The 17,976-nt window shown below is 73.1% G+C and carries 13 protein-coding genes; 8 read left to right on the top strand and 5 right to left on the bottom strand.

The features are described 5' to 3' along the window. Positions 1–483 precede the first annotated feature (483 nt). From ACWDLG_RS11800 to ACWDLG_RS11775, 6 genes are all read left to right on the top strand, one after another. Positions 484–2,499, top strand: coding sequence for a hypothetical protein (locus ACWDLG_RS11800; RefSeq protein ID WP_449918742.1), 2,016 nt, complete (start codon positions 484–486; stop codon positions 2,497–2,499). A gap of 388 nt (positions 2,500–2,887) precedes the next feature. After that, entirely contained in the window at positions 2,888–4,276 is a 1,389-nt protein-coding gene (locus ACWDLG_RS11795) for a DUF4331 domain-containing protein (RefSeq protein WP_449918741.1), read from the top strand. 60 nt (positions 4,277–4,336) lie between these two features. Then, positions 4,337–5,635 (top strand): tetratricopeptide repeat protein, encoded by a 1,299-nt coding sequence (locus ACWDLG_RS11790; protein ID WP_449918739.1) that lies wholly within the window; start codon positions 4,337–4,339, stop codon positions 5,633–5,635. Beyond that, the gene (locus tag ACWDLG_RS11785) at positions 5,632–7,545 is read left to right on the top strand and encodes a High-affinity nickel-transporter (RefSeq protein ID WP_449918738.1); all 1,914 of its coding nucleotides are present in this window, start codon (positions 5,632–5,634) and stop codon (positions 7,543–7,545) included. The genes ACWDLG_RS11790 and ACWDLG_RS11785 overlap by 4 nt, the downstream gene beginning before the upstream one ends. A 381-nt stretch (positions 7,546–7,926) precedes the next feature. After that, positions 7,927–8,526, top strand: a complete 600-nt coding sequence (sigK, locus tag ACWDLG_RS11780) for an ECF RNA polymerase sigma factor SigK (RefSeq protein WP_449918735.1) — start codon at positions 7,927–7,929, stop codon at positions 8,524–8,526. Then, positions 8,523–9,272 carry an anti-sigma factor gene (locus ACWDLG_RS11775; protein ID WP_354908005.1) on the top strand — a complete coding sequence of 250 codons (750 nt, stop codon included), beginning with the start codon at positions 8,523–8,525 and terminating at the stop codon, positions 9,270–9,272. Before sigK ends, ACWDLG_RS11775 begins: the two co-directional genes overlap by 4 nt. A 454-nt stretch (positions 9,273–9,726) precedes the next feature. On the opposite strand, the gene ACWDLG_RS11770 is transcribed toward ACWDLG_RS11775, so the two are convergent. The 5 genes from ACWDLG_RS11770 to ACWDLG_RS11750 form a co-directional block, all read right to left on the bottom strand. Next, positions 9,727–10,116 (bottom strand): hypothetical protein, encoded by a 390-nt coding sequence (locus ACWDLG_RS11770; protein WP_449918732.1) that lies wholly within the window; start codon positions 10,114–10,116, stop codon positions 9,727–9,729. 640 nt (positions 10,117–10,756) lie between these two features. Beyond that, on the bottom strand, positions 10,757–12,814 hold the full coding sequence (locus tag ACWDLG_RS11765) for a sensor histidine kinase (RefSeq protein ID WP_449918731.1): 2,058 nt from the start codon (positions 12,812–12,814) through the stop codon (positions 10,757–10,759). Between the two features lie 47 nt (positions 12,815–12,861). Beyond that, positions 12,862–13,551 carry a VOC family protein gene (locus ACWDLG_RS11760; protein ID WP_449918728.1) on the bottom strand — a complete coding sequence of 230 codons (690 nt, stop codon included), beginning with the start codon at positions 13,549–13,551 and terminating at the stop codon, positions 12,862–12,864. A 53-nt stretch (positions 13,552–13,604) separates the two neighbouring features. Further along, positions 13,605–15,461, bottom strand: a complete 1,857-nt coding sequence (locus tag ACWDLG_RS11755) for a CheR family methyltransferase (RefSeq protein ID WP_449918725.1) — start codon at positions 15,459–15,461, stop codon at positions 13,605–13,607. A 30-nt stretch (positions 15,462–15,491) separates the two neighbouring features. Next, complete coding sequence (locus ACWDLG_RS11750) at positions 15,492–16,514, bottom strand: chemotaxis protein CheB (protein WP_449918724.1); 1,023 nt, start codon at positions 16,512–16,514, stop codon at positions 15,492–15,494. 66 nt (positions 16,515–16,580) lie between these two features. Here ACWDLG_RS11750 and ACWDLG_RS11745 point away from each other — a divergent pair, with 66 nt between their 5' ends. After that, positions 16,581–17,204, top strand: a complete 624-nt coding sequence (locus ACWDLG_RS11745) for an STAS domain-containing protein (protein ID WP_449918721.1) — start codon at positions 16,581–16,583, stop codon at positions 17,202–17,204. Positions 17,205–17,290: 86 nt separating this feature from the next. Continuing rightward, positions 17,291–17,920 (top strand): TetR/AcrR family transcriptional regulator, encoded by a 630-nt coding sequence (locus ACWDLG_RS11740; protein ID WP_449918719.1) that lies wholly within the window; start codon positions 17,291–17,293, stop codon positions 17,918–17,920. Positions 17,921–17,976 lie beyond the last annotated feature (56 nt).

The raw sequence follows: 17,976 nt of genomic DNA, 5'->3' as shown, positions 1-17,976 counted from the left end.
TTCACCCCTTTTTCGAGGTGCCCGAATACTTACAGCCGGACAGGCGGAACGAAATGGCAATTGTCCGTTTTGTCGATGGGTAGCGACACACGCCATCCCGGCTCCACCAAGCCCGGAACACCCGCTCCTTCCGCCGAGAGTGCGCCATTGTTCAAGCCGGCACGCCGGACCGGAAAGGGGTGGCTAAGCGCGCCTCATGAGCGTCCCGTAGGCGTGGGACAGGGCTTGCGCCCAGGACGAACGTTCCGAGTCACGGCGAATACGGCTACACCTGCCATGCCTCTCCGCCCGTGGGAAATCCGACTTAGTCAAGCAAGCAGCCAGTTGCACAAAGAAGCGGGTAATGTCCGTTTATCCGGTGATCGGCGGGAAATCTACGTTGCGCGCAAGATAATCCTTCAGGGTTACGTAGGGCGTTTTCCAGCTATTTGGCTTATGGCCATGCTGGTGCAAGTCAAGTCATTTCACAGGGGGAATCACGCAATGAAGAAGCTCACGGGCGCTGTCGCGGCAGCCGCTGTTACCACCCTTCTGAGCGCCGGCGCCGTGGGACTCGGCGCCGCCACCGCCAACACCGCTGCCAGCGCCAGCACCAACGCCAGCACCAGCGAGGCCGGCGGCGGCTGCGGAATTGGTGGATGGGGCGGCGGCTGCGGCCGTGGCTGGGGCTGGCGGCGCGACCTGCTGCGCAGCATCAACAAGCAGTTCCAGAAGCAGCGCCAGCTCCAGAAGCAGCTGCAGAGCCAGCTCCAGAGCCAGTCGCAGAACCTGCACCAGAACGTCAACTTCCACCTGAACACCTCGGCCGACTCCGACAGCCTCTCCGACGCCATCGCCAAGCAGCGTGCGGCCAACGAGGCCGAGGCCAAGCAGCGTGCCGAGGCCGAGGCCAGGCAGCGTGCCGACGCGGACGCCACGCAGCGCCAGGACGCGGACGCCGACGCCAGGCAGCGCCAGGACGCCGACGCGGACGCCGACGCCAGGCAGCGCCAGGACGCCGACGCCGATGCCCGCAACGAGGCCCGTAACCGGAACGACGTGGACGCCGACGCCCGCAACAAGAACGACGTGGACGCCGACGCCAGGCAGCGCCAGGACGCCGACGCCCGCAACCGCGCGGACGCCGACGCCCGCCAGCGCGCCGACGCCGACGCCCGCAACAAGACGGACGTGGACGCCGACGCCCTGCAGAGGCAGGACGCCGACGCCCGCAACGAGGCGAAGAACAAGACGAACGTGGACGCCGACGCCGACGCCAGGCAGCGCCAGGACGCCGACGCCCGTAACAAGAACGACGTGGACGCCGACGCCAGGCAGCGTCAGGACGCCGACGCCCGCAACAAGAACGACGTGGACGCCGACGCCAGGCAGCGCCAGGACGCCGACGCCCGCAACCGCGCGGACGCCGACGCCGACGCCGACGCTCGCCAGCGTGCCGACGCCGACGCCCGCAACAAGGCCGACGCGGACGCCGACGCTCGCAACAAGGCGGACGCCGACGCGAGGCAGCGTGCCGACGCCGACGCCCGCCAGCGCGCCGACGCTGACGCCCGCAACAGGAACGACGTGGACGCCGACGCCCGCAACCGCGCTGACGCCGACGCCGACGCCCGCCAGCGTGCCGACGCCGACGCTGACGCCCGCAACAGGAACGACGTGGACGCCGACGCCCGCAACCGCGCGGACCTCGACGCTCGCAACAAGGCGGACGCCGAGCAGAAGCAGCGCCAGGACGCCGACGCCCGCAACAAGAACGACGTGGACGCCGACGCCCGCAACAAGAACGATGTGGACGCCGACGCTGACGCCCGCCAGCGTGCCGACGCCGACGCCCGCAACAGGAACGACGTGGACGCCGACGCCGACGCCCGCAACAGGAACGACGTGGACGCCGACGCTGACGCCCGCCAGCGCCAGGACGCCGACAACCGCAACCGAAACGACGCCGACGCCGACGCCAGGCAGCGTCAGGACTCTGAGAACCGCAACCGGAACGACGCCGACGCCCGCCAGCGCCAGGACGCCGACAACCGCAACCGGAACGACGCTGACGCCGACGCTGACGCCGACGCCCGCAACAAGGCCGACGCGGACGCCGACGCCCGCAACGACGCGCGGAACTGGGCGGACCTGGACTCGCGGAACTGGGCCGACTCGGACGCCGACGCGGACGCGGACGCTCGCAACGACGCCCGGAACGACGCCCGCAACGACGCCCGGAACCAGGCCGACGCCGACGCCCGTAACCGTGCCGACGCCGACGCCAGGAACCGCGCCGACGCTGACGCCAGGAACCGCGCCGACGCCGACGCGCGGAACCGCGCCGAGGCCGAGGCCAGGAACCAGGTGGAGAACGAGATCAGGAACCAGATCGAGGCCGCGCTCAGGAACCGGCTCGAGGCCGAGCTCAGGAACCGGCTGGAGGCCGAGCTCAGGAACCAGCTCGAGGACGAGCTGACGAGCAAGGCCGCCATGGCCAGGAAGGGCGGCAGGGCCTGAGCTGAACCCGCACAGCGCTGATCAGCGCCGCTGATCACCAGCGCTGAACATCCGAGGGGCCGACCGGACACCTGTCCGATCGGCCCCTCCTTCGTTCGGGTCACCCGGCCGTCGCGACAGGTCCTCGATGATCCCGATCTGCGCGTCGGGGTGTCGGGTCACCGGGCACGAGCTGGTCGCCGGGCAACCTCAGGGGGTGGCTTCCCGACCGCCGGTAGACCCAACGGCATTTCCCGCTGAAACCCCCATTACCCGGCATATCACCAGCCCCGTTGAGATCTTTTGCGATTCGAGCCATCCGCGGCCGCCACCGCCCCGAATCACGCGGCGAGGACCCGGCCGGACCCCTCGACCACGACACAGACGCTTGCGAAAGGCTCACAGTCGCATGAAGCTCACGACCAACCGGCGCGCCCTGCTCGCCCTGGCCGCCGCGGGAGCGCTGGCCGCCTCGTCCCTCGCCCTGCTGCAGCCGCCGGCCGGCACCGCGTCCTCGCACCGCGAGGCGCCGCTGATCGCCGGCGACCCGCGCAACGACAACACCGACGTCTACGCGTTCGTCAGCCCCGACCGCCCCGACACCGTCACCCTGCTGGCCGACTTCCTCCCCTTCGAGGAGCCGAACGGCGGGCCCAACTTCTACACCTTCGACACCCGCTCCCGCTACAACATCAAGATCGACAGCAACGGTGACGCCCTGCCCGACGTCACCTACCAGTGGACGTTCCGTGACGAGGACCGGCGCGGCACCTCGACATTCCTCGCCGACAACGGGCCCGTCACCTCCCTCGACGACCCCAACCTGCTGTTCCGTCAGCGCTACACGCTCCAGCGGATCACCCCGCGCGGGGTCACCACGCTGGTCAGGAACGGCGTCGTCGCGCCGAGCAACACCGGTCCCGCCTCCATGCCCTCCTACGCGACGCTGCGCGCCCAGGCCGTCACCTCGGTGCAGGGCGGCGGCAGGACGTTCGCGGGGCAGTCCGACGACCCCTTCTTCCTCGACCTGCGCGTCTTCGACCTGCTCTACGGCGGCGACCTGTCCGAGGTCGGCCAGGACACGCTCAAGGGGTACGGCGTGCAGACGCTGGCCGTCCAGGTGCCCAAGGACGCGGTGGCGCTCAAGGGCGACGCCCGCCGTAACCCCGTCATCGGCGTGTGGTCCAGCGTCGACAAGTGGAGCCCGCAGGGCTACAAGCAGGTCTCCCGCCTGGGACAGCCGCTGGTCAACGAGGTCGTCCTGCCCGCCGGGCTCAAGGACGCCTTCAACTCCGTGAGCCCCGACAAGGACGCGGGCCTGCCCTCCGTCGTCAGGCGGGTCACCCACCCGGAGGTCCCCCGGCTGCTGGAGAAGATCTACGGCCTGAAGGCGCCGGCGACGCCCCGTACCGACCTGGTCGAGATCTTCCTGACCGGCATCGCCAAGGACAACGGCCCGATCAAGGCAGACCTCAACTCGCAGACCCTCAACAAGGACGCCGGCCGGCTGCGCCCCGCCGAGATGCTGCGGCTGAACATGTCGGTGCCGCCCACCGCCGCCCCCAACCGGCTGGGCGTGCTCGCCGGTGACCTCCAGGGCTTCCCGAACGGCCGCCGCCTCACCGACGACGTCGTGGACATCGCGCTGCAGGCGATGGCCGGCGCGGCCAGGACCGGCAAGCTCGTCGACGCCCTGGCGACCGGCGACCGGGTCGACGCCAACGACAAGGCGTTCGGCGCGTCCTTCCCGTACGTCGCGCTTCCCGCGAACACCTCGGTCAACGCCGGCGCGCGCTGACCCCGCGGGGCCGGTCGCCCCGGCCCCGCTCCCTTCCCTTCCTGCCTGGAGGTCATCGTCATGCCATCCCGACGGGGGGTGGTGCTCGCCGCGGGCGGCCTGGTCCTGGCCGCCGCGCTGACCACCGCCGCGACCCTGCTCCCCTCGCCCGTCCCGCCGCCGGCGCCGGCGCCCGTCCCCGCCGCGGCGGCGCAGGCCGACACGGCGCTGTCGGCCACCTCCGCCCGCGCGACGGTCGACGCCCTGAACGCCAGGCTGCGGCGGCTCCCGCGCGACCACCACGCCTGGGCCCGGCTCGGCGCCGCCTACGTGCAGGAGGCCAGGATCACCTCCGACCCCACCCTCTACGCGCGGGCCCAGCAGGCCCTCGACCGGGCCGCCGCGCTGGCCCCCGGTGACCCCGCCACCCTGACCGGCGGTGCGGCACTGGCCGCGGCGCGGCACGACTTCGCGGGGGCCGTACGGCTGGCCGACCGCGCGATCGCCGCCAACCCCTACGGCGCCACCGCCTACGGGGTGCTCGCCGACGCCGCCACCCAGCTCGGCCGCTACGACGCGGCCGCGAAGGCCGCCGACCGGATGATCGCGCTGCGGCCCGGCGTCTCCGCCTACACGCGCGCCGCCTACGCCGCCGAACTGCGCGGCGACCTGGCCCAGGCGCGCAGGCTCCTGAACTACGCGCTGCTCGACGCCTACGCCCCCGAGGACGTCGCCTACTGCCGCTACTCGCTGGGCGAGCTCTCCCTGCACGCCGGGGACGTGGCCGCCGCCGCCGAGCAGTACCAGCTGGCCCTGGACGCCGCGCCCGCCTTCGCCCCCGCCCTGGCCGGGCGGGCCAGGGCCGGCGCGCTGTCCGGGCAGTTCCCTCGGGCGCTGGACGACTACGCGAACCTGGTGGCCCGGCTGCCGATGCCGCAGTACATCATCGAGTACGGCGAGACCCTCGCCGCGGCCGGCCGCGACCCCGCACCGCAGTGGCGGCTGCTGGCGGCCCAGCGCACCCTCATGGACGCCGCGGCCGTCAGGGACGACCTGACCTGGGCGGAGTTCGAAGCCGACCACGGCTCCCCCGCCAAGGCCGTGGCCCACGCCCGCGCCGAGTACGCCCGCCACCCCAACCTGACGGCCGCCGACGCGCTGGCCTGGGCGCTCCACCGGGCCGGCCGCGACCGCGAGGCACTGCCGTACGCGGTCGCGGCCACCTCGACCGGCTGGCGCAACGCCCTCGTGCTCAGGCACCGGGCGGCCATCGAGCGCGCCCTCGGCGACACCGCGGCCGCCACCCGCAGCACGGCCAGCGCCGAGGCGGCCAACCCCAGGTTCGTGGCCGAGCTTCCCGCCCTGGCGAGGTTCTCGTGAACGGCCGGCCGTACCGCAGGGCGGCGGAGTCTCTCGCGACCGCGACCGCGCTGATGGCGGCGGCCCCCCTACCCGCCACCGCCGCGACCACGGGAAACGTCAGGATCACGCAGACCGCGCATCCGCTCGGGAACTTCACGGTCAACCACTACGACGGCCTGAGGGTCCTGCCCGACCGGATCGAGAACCTCGCTATCGTGGACCGCGCCGAGCTGCCGACCCTGCAGGCCCGGCCGTCGGTGGACACCGACGGCGACGGCCGCCTGTCCGCACCGGAACGGGCCGCGCACGCCGCGGCCGAGTGCGCCGCGCTGGCCACGGCCCAGCGGCTCACCGTCAACGGCACGGCCAGGCCGTGGCGCGTCGACACGGCCGACCTCGGCTACACCCCCGGTCAGGGCGGCCTGCCCACCAGCCGCCTCACCTGCCGGCTGCGGGCGGACGGCGAGCCGGGAACCATCGGGTTCGCCAACGGGTTCCTCACCGACCGCATCGGCTGGCGTGAGATCACCGCCGTGGCCGAGGGCGTACGGCTGGCCCGCTCGACGGTGCCCGCCACCAGCGTCAGCCAGGAGCTGCGCCGCTACCCCGACGACCTGCTGTCCAGCCCGCTCGACCAGCGCACGGCCGCACTGACCGTCGTCCGAAGCGCGGGAGCGGGACCGGCGGCCGCACCGGCGCTGCCCGGCGTCCTGCCCGCCGGCGGCCCGATCGGCGACGCGCTGGCCGCGCTCGACCGCACCTTCACCGGACTGGTCGGCGCGACCTCGCTCACGGTGCCGCTCGGCATTCTCGCGGTGCTCCTGGCCGCCGTCCTCGGGGCGGGGCACGCGCTGATCCCCGGCCACGGGAAGACCGTCATGGCCGCCTACCTGGCGGGACGCAGGGGACGGCCGCGTGACGCGTTCGTCGTCGGGGCGACGGTGACCGTGACGCACACCGCGGGGGTGCTGGCGGTGGGGTTGCTGCTGACGGTCTTCTCGGGCCTGGCGGGCGAGTCGGTCCTGTCCTGGCTGGGTACGGCCGGCGGCCTGCTGATCACCGCCATCGGCGCCGGGCTGGCCCGATCCGCCTGGCGATCGTTCCGCACAGGCACGCCTCCGACACCCTTCCACGGCCACGGCCACGAACACGGGCACCGGCACGGGCACGAACACGGGCACCGGCACGGGGACGGACATGGGCACGGGCACCGGCACGGGCACCGGCACGGGCACGGGCACGGGGACGGGCACGGCCACGGCCACGGCCACGGGGACGGCCACGGCCACGGCCACGGCCACGGGGACGGCCACGGCCACGGGCACGGGCACGGGCACGGGGACGGCCACGGGCACGGGGACGGCCACGGGCACGGGCACGGGCACGGGCACGGGGACGGGCACGGGGACGGCCACGGGCATAGCCCGCAACGGACGCTCCTCCCGGGAGACGGGACCAGCCCACGAGGGACCGCCCTTCTCGACCAGACGATCCCCGCGAACGAGGCGATCCGGGAAGAAGGAGCAATCGGCCAGGAAGGGATGACCCGGCTGGAGGATGCGACCCACCCGGCGGTCCGGAAGGCTCCGGTCCCGCCGTCTCCCGGGCGGCGTGGGCTGATCGGGCTGGGTGTCGCGGGCGGCCTGGTCCCGAGTCCGTCCGCCCTGGTCGTGCTGCTGGGCGCGATCGCGCTGGGCCGTACCTGGTTCGGCGTCGCCCTCGTCCTCGCCTACGGGGTCGGCATGGCCGCCACCCTCACCGCCACCGGCCTGCTCCTCGTCACGCTGGCCGCCCGCCTCGACCGCCTCGCGCGGGCGGGCCGTGCCCTGCCGGCGCGGCTGTCGGCCCTCGCCCCCGGGGGTACTGCGCTGCTGGTGGTCGTGCTCGGCCTGGGCCTGACGGTGCGCAGCCTCGGCGGCGTCATCTGACACCCCGGACCGGCGCCCCGAACACGGAAGGACACCCCGGTTGACACGGCATCAAGAGACGCGGCATCAACAGACGCGACGCCAACAGACGCGGCATCGACAGACGCGACGCCAACAGACGCGGCATCGACAGACGCGACGCCAACAGATGCGACGCCGACAGACGCGGCGCACGCGGCGCACGCGGCGCCGACAGACGCGGAATCGACAAACGAGGACCCTGCAGACGCGGCGCCGACAGGCGTGGCATCGGCAGACATGGCATTGACAGCCGCATGCGCTCGCTGGAGCGTGATGGGCGCGGGCCACCAACCAGGCCGCACCCGTCCACGAGCCGAGCGGCTCCGAATGACCGGTATGCGGATGGCGACGGGAGAGCACATGCGATCGGAGCCTGAGTCGCGGCCGGACCGGGACCGCTCGGGTGGCGGCCGAAGTCCCGGCCTCGAGGAGTTGCTGAGCCGGGTGGCCCGCGGCGATCGCGCCGCCTTCGAGCAGGTGTACGAGCTGGTGGCGGCACGGGTCTTCGGCATGGTGGTGCGCGTCCTGCGTGACCGCGCGCAGAGCGAGGAGGTCGCCCAGGAGGTGCTGGTGGAGGTGTGGCGCAACGCCGCCCGGTACGAACCCGCCCGGGGTTCGGCCATGGCCTGGATCATGACGATCGCCCATCGCCGCGCGATCGACAGGGTGCGCTCGGCCACCGCCGTCACCGAGCGGGAGGACCGGGTGGCGCGCATGGACGTCCACCGGCCCTTCGACGAGGTGGCCGAGTCGGTGGAGAACAACCTGGAGCGGGAACGGCTGCGCCGATGTCTGTCGGGGCTGACCGAGCTGCAACGCGAATCGGTGACGATCGCCTATTTCGGCGGATACTCCTATCGTGAGGTCGCCGAACTGCTCAAGGTGCCGCTCGGCACCGTCAAGGCCCGCATGCGCGACGGCCTCATCCGGCTGCGCGATTGCCTGGGAGTGGAGCGATGAACGGCGGGCAGGACGTGCACATGCTGGCCGGCGCCTACGCGCTGGACGCCATCGACGACGAGCTGGAGCGCAGACGCTTCGAGGCACACCTGGACGGCTGCGCCGACTGCGCGCACGAGGTGCGGGGCCTGGCCGAGACGGCCGCCAGGCTCGGTCAGGCCACGGCCGCCACGCCGCCGCCCGAGCTGAAGAGCCGCGTCATGGCCGAGATCGGACAGGTCAGGCAGCTGCCGCCGGTCGTGGAGCGGCCGGGGTCGCGTCACAGGTTCGTCAGGGAACGGACGGGCGCGCGTGTCGCGAAGGTCGTCGCCGCCGCCGGGGTGGCCGCCGCCGTCGCGCTGGGCGCGCTGGCCTACCAGGCCAGAACCGAGCTGGACCAGATGCGGACGACCGCCAGGCAGGTGGAGGCGGTGCTCGCAGCTCCGGACGCCCGCCGGGTCAACGCCGCGGAGGGGCAGGGTGTGGCCGGCACCGTCGTCCTGTCCCGTTCGGCGGGCCGGATGGTGTTCCTGGCCTCGGGGCTGGCGCCGCTGCCCGAGGACAAGACCTACCAGCTCTGGCAGCTGTCGCCCGGACAGGCGCATCCGGCCGGGCTGCTGCGGCCCGACGACAGCGGCTACACGGCGCCGGCGCTGGCCGTACCGGTGAAGGGCGCCACCTCGGTGGGGCTGACCGTCGAACCCGCGGGCGGCTCGGCCGCGCCGACCACGACACCGCTGCTGGTGATGGACATCCCCGCCGCCTGACCCTTCCCGCGCCGCACCCCACGGCCGACGGCCCCGGCCTGGACCGCCGCGGCACACCGTTGAGATCGGCATGCCCCTGAGACCGGCGTGGCCCGAACCGGCGTGACCCACCGCGCGAGACGGCCCCGGCCAGTCGCGGCGCGCGCCTGCGCCCGAGGCCGGTCGGACGGGGCCGGCCAGGCCAAGCGCGGCGCGGGCGCGGGCCCAGGGCCGGGGCCGGTCCGGACAAGCGCGACGCGAGCCTGGGCCCGGGGCCGGTCAGACGGGCGCGACGCGGACCCGGGGCCGGTCGGACGGGGCCGGTCCGGACGGCGGCGCGGGGTGGTCAGGGGTCGTGGCCGGGTCAGCCCAGGGCGACGGGCGGCACCTTGGTGTGGATCTCCGACACCAGGAACAGCCGCTTCCCGCCGAACCTGAACAGCGCCGTGCGGGCCAGCACGATGAGGCCGCGGGATTAGGCGGGCCCCATCGCCCCGCCCGACCCGTCGGCGAGCTTCAGTCGGTACGGCTGGAGCGGGTCCTCATGTGTTCCGACGCGCATGACGATGGCGGTCCAGCGCGGCTCGCCGGTGGCGGCGGCGTGGGCGATCACGCCCGTGGCGTCCGCGCGGACGAACAGGTCGCCCGCGATCCACGAGCCGAACGACCCCGCGCGGCCGGTGCGCTCGGTGATCACGGCGGCCGCCGTCCGTGCGGCCTTGCCGGTCAGCTCGGCGTTCTCGCGGGGGGAGGCGCGGGCCGTACGGCCGGCGCGCGGTTCCCCGGTGGCCGGGGCGCCATCCGCCCGGCCCCAGGGGCGGGTCAGGACGACGACGGCTCCGGCCGCCACGACGGCCACGAGCACGACCCCCGCCAGGACGGGAGTCAGCCAGGCCCGGCGGGCCGGTCGCGACGGGTCCGGGGCAGAAAAGGACGAGCCCCCGTGCGGGGCTTGCCCATACTGCGGCGCCCCCACATGCGGCGGCGCCGGGTGCTGCGGCCTGGGATGCGGCGGCCCCGGCTGCGGGGGCGGGTACGGCGACGCCCCCACCTGCGGAGACGCCGAGTACTGCGGCCCAGGATGCGGCTGCCCCGGCTGCGAGGGCGCCGGGTACGGCGGTTGCCCATACAGCGACGCCCCCACCTGCGGAGACGCCGAGTACTGCGGCCCAGGATGCGGCTGCCCCGGCTGCGAGGGCGCCGGGTACGGCGGTTGCCCATACAGCGACGCCCCCACCTGCGGAGACGCCGGGTACTGCGACCCGGGATGCTGCGGCCCCGGCTGCGGAGGCGCCGCGTGCTGCGGCCCCGGATGCGGCGGGCCGGGGTGTTGCGGGCCCAGGGGCGGCGGCCGGTGCATCCCCTGCCCCGCTGGCGACTGCTGGTAGGGACCGTGCCCCGGTGGCGGGTGATCGGGCCCATGCCCCGGCGGCGGACCATAGGGTCCCGGTCGTAACTGCTCCCCCTCATGCACAGCAGTCACTTTAGTGACCAGATCCGGAAAATCACTCCCTGTTGGACGTGACCCATCCCGGCGCCGCGCGGTCGCGTCCCGGCTCGGCGACCAGGGCCGCGGTCGGCAGGCGGGCCGCCACCAGGGTGCCGCCACCCGGCCGCGCGGTGACGGCGCAGGAGCCGCCGAGCTCCGCCGCGCGCTCGCGCATCGAGGACGTGCCGACGCCCGCGCGGCCGTCCGCCGGCAGGCCCACGCCGTCGTCCTCGACACTGATCCTGAGCTGCGCGGCGTCGCGGACCAGCGCGATCCTGACGTGGGCGGCCCGCGCGTGCCGCCGCACGTTCGTCACCGCCTCCTGGGCGATCCGGTAGGCGGCCACCTCGACGGCGGCGGGCAGGTCGCCGAGCTCACCGTCGACGACCAGCTCGACCGCCGTTCCGCTCTCGGCGGTGCCGGCCAGCGTCGCCTCCGCCAGTTCCTGTACGGCCCGCGCCAGCCCGAGGTCGTCGAGCGCCGGCGGGCGCAGGCCGTACACGAGGGTGCGGATGTCGCCCGTGACGGCCTCCATGCCGCTGTGGAGGTCCTTGAGCAGGTCGTCGGCGGTGCTGGGGGCGCGCTTGATGCTGAGGCGGGCGATGTTGATCGTCATGGCCATCGCGCCGAGCGTCTGCCCGAGACCGTCGTGCAGGTCGCGGCGCAGCCTGCGGCGTTCCTCCTCGCGGGCGGCCAGGATGCGCTCCCTGGAACGTTGCAGGTCGGCGGCCATGCGCGTGGCGTGGGCCACGTCGGCGACGTACGGCAGCAGCGTGGCGATGACCCGCTCGTCGTGCGCGGCGGCGAACCTGCGCGCGCCGGGGCGGCCGATGAGCAGGTTCCCGACGGGTTCGCCGTGCCAGACCAGGGAGATCTCGCGGGGCTCGGGGCCGATGTCGCCGCTCTCGACCGACAGGCCGCCGGTGACGTGGACGGCCGCGCCGTCCACCGCCAGGCCGTCCCGCACGACCTCGACCACCACGCCGAGCGCCTCGGCCGGGTCGGCGCGGCTGACCTCCTGGGTGAGCCGCTCGGCCAGCAGGCGGGGGTCGCCCACCGGGCCGTACATCAGCCGGTCCACCGCCCGCTGGAGGGCGCGGCGCATGGGCTGGAAGAACGCGCCGGCGAACAGGGCTGCGGCGAGCCCGGCGACCTGGTCGTATCCGGCGACGAGCAGGCTCGAGATGGCGCCCACGCCGAAGTAGACGCCGCTGACGGCGGCGATCAGGCCGGCGGCCACGAAGGCGCGGCTGATGACCGTGTCGATGCCGAACAGCCGGTAGCGCAGCACCGACGCCATCATCGCGACGGGGATCAGGCCGGTCCAGAAGACGGCGGGCGCCCAGTAGTCGTCGCCGAGCAGCAGGAACACGACGTAGATCGCGAAGGTGACGAGGGGCCAGGCGATCTGGCGGCGGGTGGCGGGGTCGCCCCTGTGGAAGCGCATGACCAGCGAGAGCATGGCCAGGACGACGCACACCTCCATCGCGACGTAGACCGCCACGTAGAGCTGGGCGTGGACCGGTGCGAGCGCCTCGATCTTCAGCGGGTTCGGGATGACCGCGGGCCGGTCGTACCCGGGCGGGGGCTTGGGGCGGACGGCCAGCAGGAGGGCGAGCGTGGTGAACACGAGCGTGCTCACCACCACGTGCGCCCGCCATCGCGGCGAGGGCAGCCTGCCGTCCGGAGAGAGCAGCGGGACCAGGACGGCGAGAGTGCCGCCGCCGAACGCCCACACGAAGGTGTAGGCGATGCGGAGCAGGCCCGCCGTGTCCATCGCCCCGATGCTCGCCGCGTGGAACATCAGCGTCGCGGCCAGGACGCTCGCGCCGGCCAGGAAGCCGCCCGCGATCATCAGCCAGCCCACGATCAGGCGTGGCCGCCGCGCCACCAGGAAGGCGCCGACGAGGGGGAAGGCGAGGCCGGCCGCGTGGTCGGGGGTGGCGGGAACGGACGGCTGCCATCCGGCGGGCAGCCACAGCCCCATCAGGAACCCCACCACCACCATCGGCACGGACACGGCCGCGACACTCCACGCGATGACGCGCGCCCGCGCCGCTCCCTGTCCGTCCACCTGGGGATTATGTCCGGAATGGGGTGGAGCTGGCCAGCGGGAGCGGGCTACTCCCTTCCCTGCCAGGTCGTCACGCAGGCTTCGTTGCCCTCGGCGTCGGCCAGCACCCAGAAGGCGGGCGCCTTCGCGTCGGACAGCAGCACGCCACCCGCGGCCAGGGCGGCCGCGACGCGCGGGCCCGCCTCCTCGTGCGGCACCGAGATGTCGAGGTGGATCCGGTTGCGCTGCGGTCGCGGCGCGTCCATCTGCTGGAACCAGATGGCGGGTCCCTGCCGGAGCGGGTCGGCGATCGCGTCGTCAGGACCGGACGCGCCGGGCGCGTCGGTGTAGCCCATGACCGCCTTCCAGAACGGGCGGATCGCGGCGATGTCGAGGGCGTCGATCGCGATCTCGATCATCTGCACCGGCCGGGACACCGGGTCGCCGAGTCCGGGATGGGTGCGCAGGCCCAGTTCGCCCACGGCCGCGGAGATGGCGCGGGCGAGATCGAGCTCCCGGGGCGTCGGCCAGCCGATGGCCGGTGACTGCAGCGTGAGGACCACCCGATCGGCGCGTACGTCCATCCAGAGGCTCGCCGCGCCCTCGTCGCCCGCCGCGGCCACGGCGAGGGCGGCGACCTCGGCTCCCTGAGCCAGTGACGTCACGGGGACCGTGGTCCGTACGGCTTCGAGCACGAGACGCCACCCGGAGTCGCCGATTGTGCCCGATATTTCCTGCCTGCTCAGTCTCGAGGTCATGCCCGACATGATCTCCTACCGGGCCGGGCCGGCCCCGCGCGGTCAGCCGGCGATCATGACTGGTCGAGGACGTTCATGACCATGATGACGCCCCTGACGCCGTCGTCGTCCACCCGCAGCCGGGAGAACTCCACCCCGAGCTGCGTGGGCCTGCCCCTCCTGTTGACCGCGCCGAGCACGACGCCGTCGGGCCAGTCGCGGGGGTCCGAGCCGTCGTCGAGCAGCACCCGCAGGTGCGGAAGCAGGTCGTCGAACGGCAGGCCGATGTCGAGGTCGCCGAAGGCCTTGCCGACGGTCTCGTCGGCCCTGGCGCCCCACAGCTCCTCCGCGCCGGGGCTCCACACCAGCACGCGCAGGTTGAGGTCGACCACCGCGACGGCGTCGCCCAGGCTGCGCACCATCGAGGCGACGAACTCGTTGGCCTGGTCGAGCTCGAGGCTGCGGGCGTTGAGCGCGTCGTTGATGTGCTGGAGCTCGTCGTTGGTCGACTGGAGCTCCTCGTTCATCGTCTCCAGTTCCTCGTTGGTCGACTGGAGCTCCTCGTTGGTGGTCTCCAGTTCCTCGTTGGTCGACTGGAGTTCCTCGTTGGTGGTCTCCAGCTCCTCGTTGAGCGACTGGAGCTCCCCGTAGGCGTGTTCGAGCTCCCTGTTGGCCTGCTGGAGCTCGTCACGCAGCCTGTGGTAGCGGGTCACGTCGTAGAAGTTGACGCCCACGCCGACCAGTTCGGCGTCGGCGTGCTGCAGCGGCACCACGGCGATGTCGAACACCCCTGCGTCGGCCTGGCCCGGCCGGTGCCAGATCACCTCCTGCAGCTCCACGGTCCGCAGCTCCATTCGCACCCGCTCGATCACCGACCGCAGCTCGACCGGCCGGTAGGAGACCTCCAGATCCTGGAAGGGCCTGCCGATGTCGCGGGGATTGAGGTTGAACAGCACCTCGGCCTTGGAGTTGACCAGCGCCAGGTGACCGGCGCCGTCGAGGGCGATCTGCGCGACCGGCCCCGAGGCCAGCGCGGCGGTCTTCAGCTCGGTCAGAATGGAGCGCGGCTCGCCGGCCCCCATCGCCGACGCCCACGAGGCGCGGGGGCCGGCGAGGGTGGAGCCGACCTTCTTGAACAGGCGCGTGCGCAGGTCGACGGGCTCGAACCGGTCGCTGTGGTTGAGCAGCATCTCGGCCTTGCCGAGGAACAGGTAGCCGGGGTTGGCCAGCGCGAAGTGGAAGCGCCTGATGATGTTGACCTGCGTCTCGGTGTTGAAGTACATCAGCGTGTTGCGGGCGAGCAGCAGGTCGACCCTGGAGATCGGCGCGTCCCTGGTCAGGTCGTTGCGGCCGAAGATGACCTGGCGCCGCAGGTCGCGCCGGAAGGCGTAGCCGCTGTCGACGCGCTCGAAGTAGCGCTCCCGCAGCGGCGCGGGCACCTCGCTCATCTGCCGCTCGGTGTAGGTCGCCGCCCTCGCCACCTGGAGTGCCTTCTCGTCGAGGTCGGTGGCGTAGATCTTGACGCGCTCCTTGAACTCGTCGATGCCGAGCTCCTCGGCCAGGACCATGGCGAGGCTGAAGGCCTCCTCGCCCGTCGCGCAGCCCGCGCTCCACACCCTGATCGCCTTGCCCGCGGGCTTGCCCGCCAGCAACGCGGGGATCACGACCTCGCGCAGCGTCTGCCAGGCGCCGGGGTCGCGGAAGAAACTGGTCACGTTGATCAGCAGGCTGTCGAAGAGCCTGCTGAACTCCTCCGGCTCCAGCTCCAGGTAGTCGCGGTATTCGCCGTAGTCGGTCAGCTTCAGGGCTTCGAGACGCCTGCTGATCCTGCGCACCAGCGTGGTGCGCTTGTAGCCCGTGAAGTCGAAGCCGCGCGTCTCCTTGAGCATCACCAGGAGATCGTCGAACTCGCGTTCTTCTGCCGGTGTCACAGAGATCCAGCCTACGCCTGTGCGAGGCGGTCAGGCATTCGCGACGCCTTCGCCGCTGCCGAGCCTGTTCTGCAGGGTCCTGATGGTCTCCAGCGCCTGGCGGGTCTCCTCCGCCTCGGCCCCGAGCCGCCGGACCGAGACCCTGTGCCCGCGCTCCCGCGCCGCGCGTCCCATGCGCGAGAGCAGCCTGAGCCGCTCCTCGAGGCGCTGGATCGCCACCCACAGCGCCCGTTCCACGGCGTCGGCCTGGCCCGAGGCCATGGCGTCCATGGACCACGAGTGCCCGACCCTGCAGGTGTAGCGGCTGGCCGGCACGCTGCGCTGCTCGTACAGCGGTCCGTCGCACTCCGGGCAGGTGAAGCCGGCCAGGTCGCCGGCCGGGGTCTCGGGCGGGCGTGTCGCCAGGTGCCGCGCCAGCTCGCGCTCGATCTCCAGGTCCGGCACCGTCTCCTCCACGCCCGCCTCCTCCACGCCTGCCGGCGTGCGGCTCTGCCGGACGACCCAGTCGGCCAGGAGTGACGCGGGAAGCGCCTGGGCCCGCGCCGTCGCCCTGAGGGCCGCCGCGGGCATCCCGCCGAAGGCGCACTCCTGCGGGTCCTGGACGGCCACGGCGCCGCCGTGGTGCTCGACGGTCGCGCTGCCCCTGGCGCCGTCGTCGAGCGTGCCGCTGAGCACGACGCCGGCCACGCGGGAACCGGCGTCCAGCGCGGCGCTCATGAAGAGCAGGTCGGCGGCCGGCCGGTGGCCGTTGTAGCGGGGGCCGTGGGACAGGCGCTGCGCCCCTTCCCTGGCGAAGAGGTGGTGGTCGGGGACGGCGACGCGGACCTCGCCCGCCACGATCGGCGCGCCGTCCTCGGCCGGGGCGGCCTTCAGCGGTCCCGCGCGGTCGAGGATGCCGGCCAGGGCGCTTCCCCCGCTCGCCGACACGTGCAGCACCACGAGGACGGCGGCGGGCAGGTCGGGCGGGAGCCCCGCCACGAGCGTGCGCAGTGGTTCGACGCCACCCGCCGACGCGGCGACGACCACGAGATCCCTTCCCGGATGGGCGGCCATCCAAGCCTTCTGTCCCCGAATGCGGGATTCATGCACGATTAACCGGATTACGGGTAGGGCGTGGTCATGGCACTGTCGGTCACCATCGTGCACAAGGACGGAGCGAACGCGCTGCTCGCGCTGGGCGGGTCACTGGACCGCTCCAGCTCCTCCTGGCTGGAGGGCGCGCTGGCCTCCCTGATCGTCCAGCATGTCACCGTCATCGCGGTGGACGTGCGGGAGCTGGACTTCTGCGACGTCGAGGGCGCGCGGCTGCTGGCGCGGTTCCAGTCGCTCCTGCGCGGCGACGGCGGCGACCTCGAGATCGTGGGGCCCGGTCCCGCGATCCGGCTCCTCGAGCTGCTGTGGCCGGAGCTGTTCGGCGCCGCGCCCGAGGCGCCGCCGTCGCCGGTGCCGCGCCATCACCCCGGCTGGCGCCGGCTGGGCCTGCCACGCGCGAGGGTACGGCCCGCGGTGATGTCGAGGAAGCGGATCCTGCTGCGCGCCGAAGCGCTCAGGGCTGTGGCCGCCGAGCAGCTTGACCTCATGCGCGTCCAGCAGGCGGCCACCTGCTCCGGCGTGGCGGAGATGCACGAGCGGCTGGCCGGCCTGCACGAACGGCTGGGCGGCGCGCTGCCGTGCGACGGCGAGTCCCACCACGGCTGGGCGGAGGAGTTCCGCAGGCGTGGTGCCGAGTTCACCCCGAGATGACCGCTTAATCAGCACAGGAGCGATTTGACCGGTATTTGTCGATCACGTGATTGGCCGAGCTGATGGCGGATCCTAAGGTCACCTATATGACGCCAGTACGAGGGGATGAGCGCGAGCGCATCCTCCAGGCGGCGACCAAGCTGTTCGCGGCGCTCGGCTACGACGCGACCGAGATCGGGCAGATCGCGGAGGCCGCCGGATTGAGCACGAAGGCCGTGAGCACGCAGTTCGGCGCGAAGCGCGACCTGTACCTCGCGGTCATGGAGCGTGCCCACTCCACCCACGCCGCCGTCGTGGAGGCCAAGGTCAGGGAGTTGCAGGCGGCCCCGCCCGAGGAGAAGGTGGCCGCGGTGCACCGCTTCGTCGACGCCTACATCGACTTCGCGGCCGCCCATCCCGAGGTGCCCTCGCTCTGGATGCACCGGTGGCTGTCCGACGCCAGGGACATCGGGAACCTGGAGGCCGAGCTGGTGAAGCCGCTGGCGGAGTTCGCCATCGAGAACATCATCCCGGCGACGGACGCCGAGGACGCCGACGTGCACTACACGATCAACTCGCTGGTCTGGTGCGTGCACGGGTTCGTCCTCAGCGGGGTGTTCGACGCGGCAGGGCGGCGGCGCGGCCCCGACGACCCGCGCGCCCTGCACCGCTTCCGCACCCACATGCACCAGATGATCCACCGCACCCTGCAACTGCCCGGTTCCCCTCCGTCCTGAGCGGCACCACCCACGCGCGGACCGGCCTCGCTCGCACCCCGAGCCGGAGCACCACC

The organism is Nonomuraea sp. NPDC003727 (assembly GCF_053586935.1).
The sequence above is the reverse complement of the archived record's forward strand: the minus strand, read 5'-3'. Positions and strand labels throughout refer to the sequence as shown.